This window comes from Phocaeicola intestinalis, from assembly GCF_014837065.1.
In the GTDB taxonomy this organism is placed as follows: domain Bacteria; phylum Bacteroidota; class Bacteroidia; order Bacteroidales; family Bacteroidaceae; genus Phocaeicola; species Phocaeicola intestinalis.
Genome location: NZ_JACSPP010000023.1, coordinates 16,181 through 32,034, shown reverse-complemented (window position 1 = coordinate 32,034; position 15,854 = coordinate 16,181). Strand labels below are relative to the sequence as shown.

General features: G+C 50.4%; 6 protein-coding genes. 5 read left to right on the top strand and 1 reads right to left on the bottom strand.

Annotated elements, in window-relative coordinates; genetic code table 11:
• Positions 1 to 41 precede the first annotated feature (41 nt).
• Positions 42 to 2,480: a glycoside hydrolase family 95 protein gene (locus H9625_RS08925; protein ID WP_191764000.1), complete on the bottom strand. Its 2,439-nt coding sequence runs from the start codon at positions 2,478 to 2,480 to the stop codon at positions 42 to 44.
• A gap of 915 nt (positions 2,481 to 3,395) precedes the next feature.
• On the opposite strand from H9625_RS08925, the gene H9625_RS08920 reads away from it, so the two are divergent.
• The 5 genes from H9625_RS08920 to H9625_RS08900 all read left to right on the top strand — a co-directional run bounded on the left by H9625_RS08920 (position 3,396) and on the right by H9625_RS08900 (position 15,850).
• Positions 3,396 to 4,646 (top strand): glycoside hydrolase family 5 protein, encoded by a 1,251-nt coding sequence (locus H9625_RS08920; protein WP_087208890.1) that lies wholly within the window; start codon positions 3,396 to 3,398, stop codon positions 4,644 to 4,646.
• A gap of 187 nt (positions 4,647 to 4,833) precedes the next feature.
• Entirely contained in the window at positions 4,834 to 8,805 is a 3,972-nt protein-coding gene (locus tag H9625_RS08915; protein WP_225226379.1) for a hybrid sensor histidine kinase/response regulator transcription factor, read from the top strand.
• Between the two features lie 154 nt (positions 8,806 to 8,959).
• A complete protein-coding gene (locus H9625_RS08910) occupies positions 8,960 to 11,842 on the top strand; it encodes a glycoside hydrolase family 31 protein (protein ID WP_191763982.1) in 2,883 nt (960 codons plus the stop codon).
• A 19-nt stretch (positions 11,843 to 11,861) separates the two neighbouring features.
• Complete coding sequence (locus H9625_RS08905; protein ID WP_191763980.1) at positions 11,862 to 14,369, top strand: glycoside hydrolase family 2 TIM barrel-domain containing protein; 2,508 nt, start codon at positions 11,862 to 11,864, stop codon at positions 14,367 to 14,369.
• A gap of 44 nt (positions 14,370 to 14,413) precedes the next feature.
• Positions 14,414 to 15,850, top strand: a complete 1,437-nt coding sequence (locus tag H9625_RS08900) for a DUF1593 domain-containing protein (RefSeq protein ID WP_191763978.1) — start codon at positions 14,414 to 14,416, stop codon at positions 15,848 to 15,850.
• Positions 15,851 to 15,854 lie beyond the last annotated feature (4 nt).

Genomic DNA, 15,854 nt, shown 5'->3' with positions numbered 1-15,854 from the left:
GTAGCAGAAGCCTGTTACACAGATACTGATATTTTTGACGATTAGAACTTGAAAACGATGACGGCCTTTTCGCCTTTTTTCAGTGATAGTTTCATGTAATCGTCCGGCTTTTCTTTTTTCCTGTTCACCAGAACCCGGCGTACTTTCCCGGGCATTTTCAGTGTGATGTCCGGATTCCATCCCCCGGTGATTTCCACCCTTTGAGGTTTCCCGTCCTTCCATTCCAGACTAACGGTCGCTCCTCCGCGTACCTTGAAACCGTAGAAACGTCCTTCTGTCCATGAATCAGGGATTGCCGGAAGCAGATTTATGAATCCGTCTTGGCTTTGGAGCAGCATTTCGCTGATACCCGAAGTGCCTCCCCAGTTTCCGTCTATCTGGAAAGGCGGATGCGAACAGAACAGGTTCGGGAAAATCCCGCTTCCGTGCTGTGAGGGGGTTGTTGGGGTATAGGCCGGATGGAGCAGGTTGCGTAGCAGGGAGTAAGCCCGGTTTCCGTCACCCAGCCGTGCCCAGAAGTTGATTTTCCATGCCCGGCTCCATCCTGTCCCTCCGTCACCACGTCTGTTTAAAGTCTGTCTGCAGGCTTCCGCCAGTTCCGGAGTCTTGACCAATGAAATCTGGTTGCCCGGATGCAGGCCATATAGGTGGGAGACGTGACGATGATGTATGTCTGTCTCTTCATAGTCTTCCAGCCATTCCATCAGATATCCTTTTCTGCTGATTTGATGGGGAGGCAGCTGTTTCAGGGCTTCTTTCAATTGTCGGGTATATGCTGTGTCGGTGTGCAGGACGGCTGCGGCATCAATTACGTTGGTGTACAGTTCGCGTACCAGCTGGATGTCCATTGTCGGTCCCATACATACGCTGACAGGAGTGCGGTCTGTTCCCACATAGAAGGTGTTCTCGGGCGAAGAACTCGGTGCTGTGACCAGCCATCCGTGCCTCGGTTCCTTTATCATGGTTGAGAGAAAGAATTCCGACGCTCCCTTTAGTATGGGATAGATTTCCGACAGGTATCGCTTGTTGCCCGTGTAGAGATAATGTTCCCACAGGTGTGCGCACAGCCAGGCGCCTCCGGTATTGGTCGCTCCCCAGGAGGGATGTCCTCCGGGGGCTGTGTATTCCCATACGTTTGTCATCATGTGGAGCACCCATCCTTTGGCATTTTCGCCATAGAATGCTTTCGCGCTTGCTTCTCCGTTCGGTACCAGTCGTTTTGTCAGGTCGATAAGCGGTTGGTAAAGCTCGGAAAGGTTTCCCGGTTCTACCGGCCAGTGGTTCATTTGAATGTTGATATTGGCATGATAGTCTCCGTTCCATGGTGTTCCCGGTTCGTTCGCCCACAGGCCTTGCAGGTTGGGAGGAAGGCTTCCCGGACGGGTGCTGCTGATGAGCAGGTAGCGTCCGTAGTTGTAATAAAGTGCGGCGAACGAAGGATCGTCCTGCTTCTGGAATGCTTCCAGCCTTCTGTCGGTGGGAAGTGTGGATATCACGGCATTTTCCGGCAGGCTGACTCCTGTCCGTCCGAACAAGTGCCGATAGCTCTGGACGGTTTCCTGTTTTAGTGTATTCAGGCATTCTTCCTTGCCGGTTACGTCGGCAAGCAGGCGTTCCGCCTTGGTCTGGTAGACTTCTCCGGAAAGGAAAGACGTGGCGGCTGAGACGATTATCCACGCTTCATCGGCTGATACAGCTTCAAGTGCGTTCTCCTGTGGACGCAGACGGCTCTTTTCTCCGGATAGTTTCACTTCGGCCACGGCTGCATAGCGCACTCCTTGCCTTTGAGGATTTCCGCTGTCCAGCTCTCCTGTCAGCTCCAGCTTTCCTTCACAAGGCTTCCGCAGAATTCCCCTTTCCGGACGGCTCAGTGTCAGCCGGAAATGGAGGGAGGCGGGGCGGTCGGTTTTCAAGTGTACGGCGATGACATCCTTGTCTCGTGAAACGAAATATCCGCGAACATAGTTTGTACGCCCTTTCGTGAATGTTGTGTAGGCGACACTTTCGTCAAGGTTCAGCTGCCGCCGATAGGAACGGACGGAGCCGGTGTCGGGATAAACGTAATCGACATACATGTCTGCGAGCATCTGGAATGCGCCGTAGGTGTTCCCGGTTTCCGGCTGTACAGGCACGAAGTCAGAAAACATCCGTTCCTGGGCTTCCTTGTTTTTGCCCTGCATCAGCAGTTCCTTGATGGCGGGAAGGCTCTCGGACGCTTTCGGATTTCTGTAATCCGCTTCCGAACCGCTCCACATGCTGATTTCGTTCAGTACGATATGTTCCCTCTCTATTCCCCCGTCGGGCATCATGCCTAATCTTCCGTTGCCTAACGGAAGAGTTTCCTCCCATTGGGATGCGGGCTTGTCGTACCATAAGGTCAAGTCGGGCGATTCTTTTCTTCCGTAGTCCGCGGGCAGGGAGAATGCGGGCGATGAAAACAGCAGGGCCAATGCAATGATGTGTCTCTTGTTGATTTTCATGGGTGTGATAGCCTTTTTATGAATAATGCGGATTGGGAGCACGCCATCCCTGTCGGTATTCCGGCTCCCGGTTTCTGCAAAGGTAAGTTTTTTTACTGGAACGGCAAGGGCTTTCCTTACCATATATATAAGGCGGAATGTTTCAGAAAGGAATGCGGGATGTTGCTTGAACAGGCACAGATACAAATGAATACCCTGTTGGTAACATCTCGTCCGACGATATAACAAAACTTCAATTTTGTAGATTAGAGAACAAAATGTCACATAACACCGGTTTTCTCTGACCGGACCCGATGGAATTTTCCCTGAAATAGAAGCCGTTTCTTAATAAATATAAAGCGTAACCCCGTTCAGAAGCTCTCTGGAAGGGGTGGGGACACGGAACATTTCCGCAAAAATGACCCGATTCGAGGAGCAAAATGTCCCGTCGTTTGCTGGAAAGTGACGGGACATTTCCTATAAAACGTCCCGTTACTTTGGGAAAAGTTTCCCGGAAGCCTTTGGAACATGGCGGAGCGCCCGCTTTTTTCTCCGGAATCTCCTTTCCCGAATCGCTTTGTAGAGTGTTATAAAGAAACTAATTTTTGCCCGTCAGTATCTGTAAGGAAATAGAAAAATCGATTGACGTTATATTTGTTCTTTAAAAACCCGAATATGCTTTCAGTCTGTTTTCCTTGCGGCTTCTTCTCTTTTCGTTTTTCCGGATTCCTCCGGGTTTGCTTCCATGCGGACGATTCTCGCCGCCCGGAATTGACATTGTGTCAGAATGACAAAAAGAGTGTCAGGGCTTGGGTATACCTGTCGGAATGTTTCAATGTGTGTCCGGAAACATTTGATACCTTCCGAAGAAACAAATGAAGTTTCGTGTTTGGCATAGGAGACGTATTTTTACTTTCCTAAAAACTTTAAGGCATTATGAACAGGCATTTATCAGGAATGGGATGGACGGCGGTCGCATGGGCGGCCCTTGCCGTGGTGGTTCTCACGGGGTGTGGAAAGAAAGTAAGTAACTGCATATCGGGCGAAACCCCTTACGAAGTGGCGGCAAGTCTGGGACTGGGGTGGAACCTCGGGAACCAGCTGGATGCGTTCCGTGACGGAGTGGCGGAAGAAACCGCCTGGGGCAATGATTCCGTGACGCAGGAACTGTTCGACGGGCTGGCGTCCGCCGGCTTCACTACCGTCCGCATTCCGGTTACGTGGAAAGGACATTTCGGCGGTGCTCCGGACTATGCCGTCGAACCTGCCTACATGGACCGTGTGGCGGAAGTGGTGGGCTATGCGGAGCGTGCCGGGCTGAACGTCCTTGTCAATGTCCACCACGACGGGGACTGGCTCGACATCAAGCGGGCCGCTGCAGACGAAAAGGTGAACGAAACGGTCAAGGCCCAGTTAAAGGCAATATGGACGCAGATTGCCGTCCGGTTCAGGGACAAGGGGAATTTTCTCGCGTTCGAGGCGATGAACGAGATTCACGACGGCGGTTGGGGATGGGGGAACAACCGCAAGGACAGCGGCAGGCAATATGCCGTGATGAACGAGTGGAACCAGGCGTTCGTGGATGCGGTGCGTGCCACGGGCGGGAACAATGCGGACCGTTATCTCGGCGTTCCGGCCTACGTGACCAATATTGACATTGCGGTGGAGAGCTTCGTGCTTCCGGAGGATAAGGCCGACAACCGCCTGATGCTTGCCGTCCACTTCTATGATCCGGTGGATTTTGCATTGAACGCTACCCGTTCGGAGTGGGGGCATACGGGCGACCCCGCAAAGAAGGCTTCCTGGGGCGACGAGGACAATGTGCGTGCCCAGTTCGGCAAGATGAAGTCTGCCTTTATCGACAAGGGAATTCCGGTATATATCGGGGAGATGGGCTGCGTGCACCGTAGCGACGCGCGTGCAGAAGCGTTCCGCCTGTATTATCTGGAATATGTATGCAAGGCCGCAAAGGACTACGGGATGGCTCCTTTCTATTGGGACAACGGCGGTTCGGGAAGCGGAACCGAGATGTCAGGCTTGTTTGACCGTGTCACGGGCGAGTGGCTGAACAATGGTCGGGAGGTGGTCGAGGCGATGAAGCGGGGTATCTTTACGGAGGATAAGTCCTATACGCTGCAATGGGTTTATGAGAACAGGGCACCTGTGGGAATGAAGGATGAACAATGAACAATTAATAATGCGAATCGGGAGTTGATGCACCGATTCGCATTATATATCTGGTAGACGTACCTCTGTGTTCAAAAAACAAATTCGACACGCCCTCACTGCGGGTAAGCGTGAAAAATGAGGGACGTTCATTTGCGGAAAAGCGGATTTTTTCTTTTCTTTGTCCTTAAATCAAGATAAACACACGATGAACAGAACAGTAGCCTTATTTGCTCTCCTGATAGCATTTCTTTCATTATCTGCCCAACCTTTCATGTTCAGACATCTGGAGGTGGCCGACGGATTGTCGAACAATTCGGTCTATTCCATATTCAAGGACAGGGACGGCTTCATGTGGTTCGGCACGAATTCCGGACTGAACCGTTTCGACGGATATACTTTCAAGATTTACCGGCATCTGTCCGGTGATTCTTGTTCGCTTCCCAACAATTACGTCTGGGGGATAATGGAGGAGCCGGACAACTATTTCTGGCTGAAGACAGGCACCGGATATGCCCGGTTCGACAAGGCGAAAGACACGTTTGAACCCGACTTGAAAGGCTTTATGGGGAAGTTGGGGAGCAAAGGAATGCCTGAATGCGTTTATGTGGATTCCTCAGGGTATACGTGGATATCTGTGGCGGGGGAGGGTTTTTACCGTTACAGGGAAGGGGAGGAGACGAAATTTCTTTCCTTGTATGTCTGTGGACTCCCCGATGCGGGAGTGACGGCTATCGGCGAGTGTGCCGGATGTGTCCTGCTGCTGTATAATTCGGGAAAGTTTGTTTGCGTCAACCGGTCTGAAATGACGCTGAAGTGGGTGAAGGATGACATAATGGACGGTAGAAGTTTAGGTGTTTTCTCCTTGTTCGTAGATAAGGAGGGTTGTGTCTGGATTTACAGCTCTTCGGGTTTGTGGGTGTATGATACGGTGGCGGACAGATGGCGGACAGACTTGGCTGCACATTGGAAAGGACAGAACGACATCGTTCATGCCGTGTCGCAGGACGAGGAAGGCCGGATATGGGTAGGCAAGGACTATGGAGGTATCGACGTGTTCGACAAGCGTACCGGTGGAATCGTCCGGGTGGTCAATGATGCGGGCGCTCCCCGAAGCCTGTCGCACAATACGGTTTATTGTCTGTATGCCGACCGCAACGGGCTGATGTGGGTGGGAACTTACAAGAAAGGTGTCTCCTGCTACGGGGAAAGTATGTTCAAGTTCAACATGCACGAGTTGGGGGACATCACCTGCATTGAGCAGGCCGATGAGGAACGTCTGTGGTTAGGGACGAACGATGAGGGGCTTCTTCTGTGGAACATCCGGACGGGCGAGACGGAGAAGCGGTATGACTTTTCCGTTCCTGTCGTGGCTTTGCTGAAATCTGGGGACGGACGTTTGTGGATAGGTACTTTCAACGGCGGGCTTTATTGTCTGGACAAAAGGTCGGGACTGACCGGCTATACTTCCGGAAAGGACGGTTTGCTGGGGAACAGCGTCTGGACGCTGGCCGAAACGGACGGACGGCTCTGGATAGGCTATCTGGACAGAGGGCTCCAATATTGGAATCTGAAGGACAACACGCTGGAGACATACGAGGGGATAAGTGGGTTTGTGGCTTCTTTGAGTGTGTCGGATGACAATACTTTGGCGGTCGGTATGCCCATGGAGGTTGCGCTCGTCGACCCCCGCACGTTGGAGAAGCATACGATTCCCGATGGAAACACGTCGGGCAGGCAGGATGTCAATCAGGTGTATTGCGACAGCCGCGGACTGGTATGGATTGCCATGCGCGAAGGTTTGAAAATGTATGACAAGAAACGTCATTCGGTGAAGGATTTCACGGACATCACCGGCAATTCGGGAGAAATCATGGCGGGAGTGACGGAAGACCATAACCATGACATGTGGATTTCATCGACGAGGCGGATGATTCATCTGAAAGTGTCAAAGGACAGCAAGGGGGAATATACGTTCGAATCGCATATATACAATGACAAGGACGGTCTTCAGAACTGCGATTTCAATCTGAGGGCGATAAAGACTTTGGATAACGGCATGGTCGTGGCCGGTGGCCTTTATGGGCTGAATGTGTTCGATCCGGACGGAATACACTATAACAAGGTGTTGCCGAAAGTGATGTTCTCCGCACTGTATCTGTTCAATAAGGAAATAGAGGCGGGCAAGGAATACGGAGGTCATGTGGTGCTTCCTGAAGACCTGAACGTCCTCCGGAAATTCGAGTTGGATTACGGACAGAATATCTTTACGATAGAACTTGCCTCCGACAATTTCAATTTGCCGGAGAAGACCACTTATATGTACAGGCTGGACGGGTTCAATGACGAGTGGCTTTCCCTGCCGCCCGGCATGAACCGCCTGACATTTACGAATCTGGCATCCGGAAAATATGTGTTGAACGTAAAGGCGATAAACAGTGACGGATATGAGGGCACGGAGGTAGCCCGTCTGGAAATCTTTGTGCATCCTCCTTTCTGGATGTCATGGTGGGCGTACATATGTTATGTCCTGATTTTTGTGCTGGCATTGTTGCTTGCCCGTAGGCATCTGTTGAGGCGGGAGCGGGAGAAGTTCCATATCCGTCAGGTGGAGCAGGAAGCGGCGAAGAACGAGGAAATCAATCAGATGAAGTTCCGTTTCTTTACCAATATAAGTCACGAACTCCGCACTCCGCTGACCTTGATTGTCGCTCCGTTGGAAGAGCTGCTGGCAAAGGAGAAGGACGAATCGCGAAGGTCTATGCTGGTACTGATGTACAGGAACGCGCAGCGTCTGCTGGTGTTGGTCAACCAGCTGCTTGACTTCCGCAAGGGAGAGATGAGCGGACACCAGCTTTCCTTGTCGGAGAACGATGTCGTTCCGTATATACGTGAGGTATGCAATTCGTTCCTTCTGATGGCGGACAAGAAACATATACAGTTCTCTTTCTTTTCCGGCATGGAACATTTTCCGATGGCTTTTGATGCGGACAAGATAGGCAAGGTAGTGATGAACCTGCTTTCTAACGCTTTCAAATATACTCCCGACGGAGGGCGTGTGACCGTTATGCTGGAACATATAGAAAGTGAACCGGAGATGCTGGAAATAAAGGTCTCGGACACGGGCATCGGCATTCCCGATGCGGACAAGGAGCGTATCTTTGACCGTTTCTATCAGACCGACCATAAGGGTATGGAAGAGACCACGGGAAGCGGCATCGGCCTGAGCCTGGTTCGTGATTTTGTCAGCTTGCATGACGGTACGGTGGAGGTATTCGACAATATCGGTACGGGGACGGTGTTTGTCGTGCATCTTCCAGTCCGACATGTGGATGTTGTTGCCGAACTTCCGAAACCGGTCGTTGTCCGGCCGGAAGCGGATGGTGTTCCGGAACAAATGGTGGAACAGACTGACAGGGACAGCTTTCCGCTTTTGCTTGTGGTGGATGACAGCGAGGATTTCCGTCAGTTCATGCAGCACAGTCTGGAACTGCAGTACCGGGTGGAGGTAGCTTCGAACGGTGAAGAGGCATGGAAGAAGATACAGGAAAAACAGCCGGATCTGGTAATCAGTGACGTGATGATGCCGGTAATGGACGGCAATGAATTGTGCCGGCTGATCAAGTCGGACAAGCGGACATCCCATATTCCGGTGATTCTGCTTACGGCGCGTCAGGCGGTAGAGTCGAAAGTGAAGGGACTTGAAACGGGGGCGGATGACTATGTGACTAAGCCTTTCAACATGATTGTATTGGTTTTGCGTATCCGCAAGCTGATTGAATTGAGCCGTTACCGTCAGGTTACCCATGCGACGATAGATCCGACTCCCAGTGACATTGTGATTACCTCGTTGGACGAGAAACTGATAGAAAAGGCAGTCAAGTATGTCGAGGACAATATTTCGAGAAGCGACCTGTCCGTTGAGGAACTGAGCCGCGAGCTCGGGATGAGCCGGGTGCATCTTTACAAAAAGCTGCTGCAGATTACCGGAAAGACACCGATTGAGTTCATCCGTGTGATTCGTCTGAAACGTGCCGCCCAATTGCTGCGTGAAAGTCAGCTTCATGTATCGGAGGTGGCGTATGAAGTAGGCTTCAACAGTCCGAGATATTTCAGCCGTTATTTCAAGGACGAGTTCGGTGTACAGCCTTCTGTCTATCAGGAAAAGGAGGGGAAATAACAAACGGTACCCTATGTAGAAACATATGGGATGGGCGTGGGTTAAATAGGAACCTTGTATAAAACATTTGAATTCATAAATCTGATTGATAACCTCTATTTTTGTAAAAGAGAAAAGAAGTCTTATCGTTTAACTTTAAACATCAGTTGGGTATATGAATATGAAAGGCATTTCTTATTGTCTGCTGGCCGGCTTGCTGCTTGGTTCATGCTCCGGCGTTTACGAACAGACAGATAATGGAGTGATAGTGAAGGTGCGGACAAAGAAAGATGATGCAGGTGCACGTCTGGTCCGTCTGCAGGTGATGGGCGACAAGCTCATCCATGTATCGGCCACACCTGAAAACAGGTTTGCCGATTCGCAAAGTCTGATTGTCGTTCCGCAGAAGGAACGAACTCCTTTTACGGTCATCCAGAAGGGAGATACGGTGACGGTTTCCACGGATGAAGTCCGTGCTTCCGTTCTTGCATCGACAGGGGAAGTCTGGTTCACCGATGAAAATGAGAATATGATTCTTCGGGAAAACGAGGGAGGAGGCAAGACCTTCACGCCGATAGAAGTGGAAGGAACAAAAGGTTACACAATCCGTCAGGTGTTCGAGTCGCCGGATGACGAGGCGTTCTACGGATTAGGCCAGCACCAGGCCGATGAATTCAATTATAAGGGAAAGAACGAAGAGCTGTTCCAGTATAATACGAAGGTTTCCGTTCCGTTCATTGTCTCAAACAAAAACTATGGCGTGCTGCTTGACAGTTATTCGTTTTGTCGTTTCGGGAATCCGAACGATTATTCTCAGTTGGGGGATGTGTTCAAGCTGTATGACAAGGACGGAAAAGAGGGAGCGATAACAGGTACTTATGTCCCCGCTCCGGAATCGGGTGCCGGGACATTGGTCCGCCGGGAGGACTCGCTTTATTTTGAGCATCTGGTCAGAGGCGACCTGAATCATGTGGTGAATTTGCCGGAAGACTTTCCGCTGTATGGCTCAAAGGTCACTTATGAAGGGGAGATTGAACCTTCGCAGAGCGGGGAATTCAAGTTCATCCTCTATTATGCAGGCTATACCAAAGTGTATATCGACAACAAACTGGTGGTTCCGGAGCGCTGGCGCACGGCATGGAATCCGAACAGCTATAAGTTCTCCGTGAATCTGGAGGCCGGAAAGCGTGTGCCGTTGAAGGTGGAATGGAATCCGGACGGAGCGGTTTCTTATTCCGGGCTGCGTGTGTTCAGTCCGGTTGACCCGAAAGAGCAGGGCAAACAGTCGTGGTGGAGTGAAATGACTCCTCAGCTGGACTATTATTTTGTCGCCGGTGACGATATGGATGATGTAATCAGCGGTTACCGTACCTTGACAGGCAAGTCTCCCATCATGCCTAAATGGGCGATGGGCTATTGGCAGAGCCGGGAGCGTTACAAGTCGCAGGATGAAATGTTGGGTGCGTTGAAAGGTTTCCGTGACCGGAAAATTCCGATAGACAATATTGTGCTCGACTGGAGCCACTGGCCGGAAAACGCATGGGGAAGCCATGAGTTCGACAAGGCACATTTCCCGAATCCGAAAGCGATGGTCGATTCCATTCATGCAATGCACGGGCACATAATGGTGTCCGTATGGCCGAAGTTCTATACCACGACCGAGCATTACAAGGAATTTGACAGGAACGGCTGGATTTATCCGCAGTCCGTGAAGGACAGCCTGAAGGATTGGATTGGCAAAGGGTACACATACGGCTTCTATGACGCATACAGTGCCGAGGCACGCAAGCTGTTCTGGAAACAGATGTACGAACATTATTATCCGTTGGGCATCGATGCGTGGTGGATGGATGCCAGTGAACCGAATGTGCGTGACTGCACGGATATGCAGTACCGTAAGGACTTGTGCGGACCTACGGCATTAGGTTCCTCTACGGAGTTCTTCAATGCCTACGCGCTGATGAATGCGGACGCAATCTATAACGGGCAACGGAGTGTGGACAACAACAGGCGTGTCTTTCTGCTGACCCGTTCAGGATTTGCCGGTTTGCAACGGTATTCTACGGCCACCTGGAGTGGTGACATCGCTACCCGTTGGGAAGACATGAAGGCACAGATTTCCGCCGGGCTGAATTTCGCAATGAGCGGCATTCCTTATTGGACGATGGACATCGGTGGCTTCTGTGTGGAAAACCGTTATGTGGAGGGCCAGAAACAATGGAACGAAACGAGGACGGAAAATGCCGACTATAAAGAATGGCGCGAACTGAATACGCGCTGGTTCCAGTTCGGAGCGTTCTGTCCGCTGTATCGTGCACACGGTCAATATCCGTATCGTGAGCCGTGGGAGATTGCCCCCGAAGGTCATCCCGCCTACAATTCCATTGTTTATTATACAAAGTTACGCTACAATATGATGCCGTATATTTATTCGTTGGCGGGCATGACGTGGTTCAAGGACTATACCATCATGCGTCCGCTGGTGATGGATTTTACAGCTGATGCGAATGTAAACAACATTGGTGACCAGTTCATGTTCGGTCCTGCTTTCATGGTTTCTCCTGTTTACCGTTATGGAGACCGCAGCCGTGAGATGTACTTCCCGAAGTCGGAAGGCTGGTATGACTTCTATACAGGGAAATATCAGAAAGGCGGAGTGAAAGCCGAGGTGGAGGCACCTTATGAGCGCGTTCCGCTATATGTGCGTGCAGGTTCTATCGTGCCGTTCGGCGAAGACATTCAATATACGGGCGAGAAGCCGGCCGACCATATCAGGCTGTATATATATCAGGGAGCGGACGGCGAGTTTACACTCTATGAAGATGAGGGCGTGAACTATAACTACGAAAAGGGAATGTATGGGATGATTCCGATGGAATATGACGATGAAACCCGTACTTTGACAATCGGCGAACGCAAAGGTTCGTTCCCTGGCATGTTGGAGGAGCGCACGTTTACGGTGGTTGTAGTTAATGAGGACAAGCCGCAGGCTTTTGATATTAATGCAAAAGGCATTGAAGTAAAGTATACGGGAAGCGCACAGACTGTGAAATTGTAATATTATAGGATTTGTTTATATGGTTAATAGATTAGTGTTGTTTGTGTCGGGAATCTGCTGCATGTTTTTTATGGCATGTGGCACATCTCCCGATGTTCCTCGTGAACGAATTGATTTTACCGAAGGCTGGCGTTTCCGATTGGGAGACACTCCAGAAGCTGCCGATGCAGACTTTGTGGACGAGGAGTGGAGGATGTTGAATCTCCCCCATGATTGGGCCATAGAGGGTGATTTCAGTAAAGATAATCCGTCCGGAACGGGGGGCGGTGCGCTTCCCGGAGGTGTCGGATGGTATCGAAAGACTTTTGTCCCTGAAAAGTCCGATGTGGACAAGAAAATCCGGATTGTATTTGATGGTGTCTATATGAATTCGGATGTGTATCTCAATGGGGTCCTGTTGGGGCATCGTCCTTACGGCTATATCACTTTCGGCTACGACCTCACCCCACATCTGAAATGGGGAGAGAAGAACGTACTGGCCGTGCGTGTGGACAATTCGGAACAGCCCAATTCCAGATGGTATTCCGGTTGTGGCATCTATCGGAATGTATGGCTCGTGAAGACGGCTTCCGTGCATGTCGGCGAATGGGGAACTTATGTGACCACTCCTGTGGTTAATGAGTCGGAAGCAGTGGTGAACGTACAGACAATCGTCTTTAATGAAACGGATGCAAGTACGCAGATTACCGTCTGTTCGTCATTGTTCGATGCGGAAAACAAGTGTGTGGCCAAAGCCGATACATTATGCACGGTCGGCGGAGGAACGGACACAATAACCGTACAACAGCTGAAAGTGGCAAGTCCGCAGCTTTGGGGAATAGAGGAACCTTATCTTTATACACTGGTGACGGAACTGTTTGACGGAGACCGCTGCGTAGACCGTTACGAGACTCCGGTGGGCATCCGTACTTTCAGCTTTGACGCGGAGAAAGGCTTTTCCCTCAATGGAAAGCCGATGAAAATAAACGGAGTGTGCATGCATCATGACTTGGGTTGCCTGGGCGCAGCGGTGAATATTCGTGCCATCGAACGCCAGCTGGAGATTCTGAAAGAGATGGGATGCAATGGCATACGCTGCTCCCACAATCCTCCGGCTCCGGAGTTGCTCGACTTGTGCGACCGTATGGGATTCATTGTGATGGATGAGGCATTTGATATGTGGCGCAAAAAAAAGACAACTCACGACTATTCCCGTTATTTCAACGAATGGCATGAGCGGGACTTGCGCGATTTCATTCTGCGTGACCGCAACCATCCTTCTATTTTCATGTGGAGCATCGGAAATGAGGTGTTGGAGCAGTGGAGTCATGCTGATGCGGACACTCTGAGTCTGGAGGAGGCGAACCTGATACTGAACTTCGGGCATTCGAAGGATATGTTGGCAAAGGACGGGGAGATGAGTGTGAATTCGTTGCTGACAAAGAAATTGGCTGATATAGTGAAACAGCTCGACCCGACACGCCCTGTTACGGCAGGATGCAATGAACCGAATCCGTTCAACCATCTGTTCCGGTCGGAGGCGCTTGACATTATAGGTTACAACTATCATAATGTGAATGTCCCGGACGTACCTGCAAATTTTCCTGGGAAGCCTTTCATCATTACGGAGAGTAATTCGGCGTTGGCTACCCGGGGGTATTACCGGATGCCGAGCGACAAGGTGTATATTTGGCCGGAAAGATGGGACAAGCCGTTTACTGATTCCAGCTATTCGTGCTCTTCTTATGACAATTGTCATGTGCCTTGGGGGAATACGCACGAGGAAACTATCAAGCTGATACGTGACAATGACTTTATCAGCGGACAATATTTGTGGACAGGGTTCGACTATATAGGCGAGCCTACTCCGTTCGGATGGCCTGCACGCAGTTCCTATTTCGGTGTTGTCGATTTGGCGGGCTTCCCGAAGGACGCTTATTATCTTTATCAGTCGGAATGGTCGGACAAGCAGGTGCTTCATCTGTTCCCGCACTGGAACTGGAAGGAAGGCCAGGACGTGGATATGTGGTGTTATTATAACAATGCGGACGAAGTGGAGTTGTTCGTTAACGGGAAGTCGCAAGGTGTGAGGTCAAAGACTCCGGACTGTTTGCATACTGTGTGGAGAGTCAGGTTTGAGCCGGGAAGTGTGAAGGTTGTAGCCCGAAAAGCCGGGAAGATTGTAGGCGAGAAGGAACTTCGTACAGCAGGCGAACCGGCCCGGATTCGTCTGACTCCCGACCGTTCTCAATTGGCGGCAGACGGAAAAGACTTGAGTTTCATAACAGTAGAGATTCTGGATAAGGACGGAAACTTATGTCCGAATGCCGATAATTTGGTAAACTTCAACGTGAAAGGAGATGCTTTCATTGCCGGGGTGGATAACGGAAATCCGATTTCAATGGAGCGTTTCAAGGACACTAAGCGTCGGGCGTTTTATGGAAAATGTCTGGTTGTGGTTCAGAATAAAGGAAAGAAGGGCATGGTGCATTTAATGGCGATGTCTGACGGGTTGCAGCCGGCTGATGTGGAGATTGTGATTGACTGATTCAACGATTATAAAGATTCATAAAAATAAAAAAAGAAATAGTCATGAATTTAAGAGCAAAGAAATTCTGGACCTTTTTCGGATTGCTGGTCCTGGGTCTTTCTGTATCGGCGGAGACAGGCAAACGGAATGAAGAGTCCTTGTTGAAACCTCGTATTGTCGTCTTGACAGATATTGCTCCGGCTGATGTTGAGCCTGATGACATGGAATCCATGGTCCGCTTGTTGGCTCATGCAGATATGTTTGAGATAGAAGGACTGGTCGCTACAGGCGGATGGAATATCTGTGGCGGTACCTATCCCGAAAGTTGGATGGACAGTTTGATGACGGTCATCGACGCTTATGAAAAAGATTTACCCAATCTGATGAAACGGTCGGAGCAGGAAGACTTTTTACCGGAAAGTCAGGAGAATGGTAAGCAGGAATTGGGCTATTGGCCCAGTGCCGGTTATTTGCGCAGTCGTACGATGTTGGGAAGCAGGGGTCTGGGAATAGAACGGATTGGTGAAGGCAATGATTCTCCGGGAAGTGACTTGATAATCAAGTTAGTTGATGAAGAGGATAGTCGTCCTTTATGGATTACTGTATGGGGTGGTGCCAACACATTGGCACAGGCTGTGTGGCGGGTTAGAAAGGAACGGAGCGAATCGGAAGTGCATAAGTTTCTGGATAAACTGTGTGTATATACGATTACAGATCAGGACGTATGTGGGGGGCCTCCTGTAGATTATGCGTTCAGTTCCCATCAATGGCTGCGTAAGACTTGCGGAAAGGAGTTGCGTTTCTTCTGGGATGAAAGTGCCTGGCTTGTGCAGAACACGCTTGGAAGTATGAATTGGAATGAATATGCCACCCATATACAGGGACATGGCCATTTAGGAAAGGTCTATCCGAAAAACAAATATGGAGTAGAAGGGGATACGCCTTCTTATCTGCATGTCTTTCCCAATGGGTTGAATAATCCTGCTGTGGGCAATCAGGTGGGTTGGGGCGGCTATTTCCGTTGGGCGCTTTCGCCTGACAGCCTGACGGAGTGTTACACCAATGCAGCTCCGGATGTTAAAGCTGTATCCGAGAAATACGAGAAATATTTTTATCCGGCCATCTTTGCTGATTTTGCGGCCCGGATGGATTGGGCGGCTTACGGAGAAGGAAATCATAATCCGTCTGTCTGCATAAATGGCGAAAGAGGTTTGGAGTCGGTCATGGTTTCTCCGAAAGTGGGTCGGAAAATACGGTTGGATGCATCTGAATCTTTTGATGCGGATAATGATTCATTGGCATATCATTGGTGGATATTGCCGGAGGCCGGTACCTATACAGGCCGTATGGATATTATGCAGGCCGACAGGTCTGTTGCAATCTTGGGTATACCACGGGATGCGGCAGGTAAGGAAATACATGTGATTTGTGAAGTGACGGACAATGGTTCTCCTGCACTGACTGGGTATAGGAGGGTGATTATACGTCCGGTTAATTAGACAG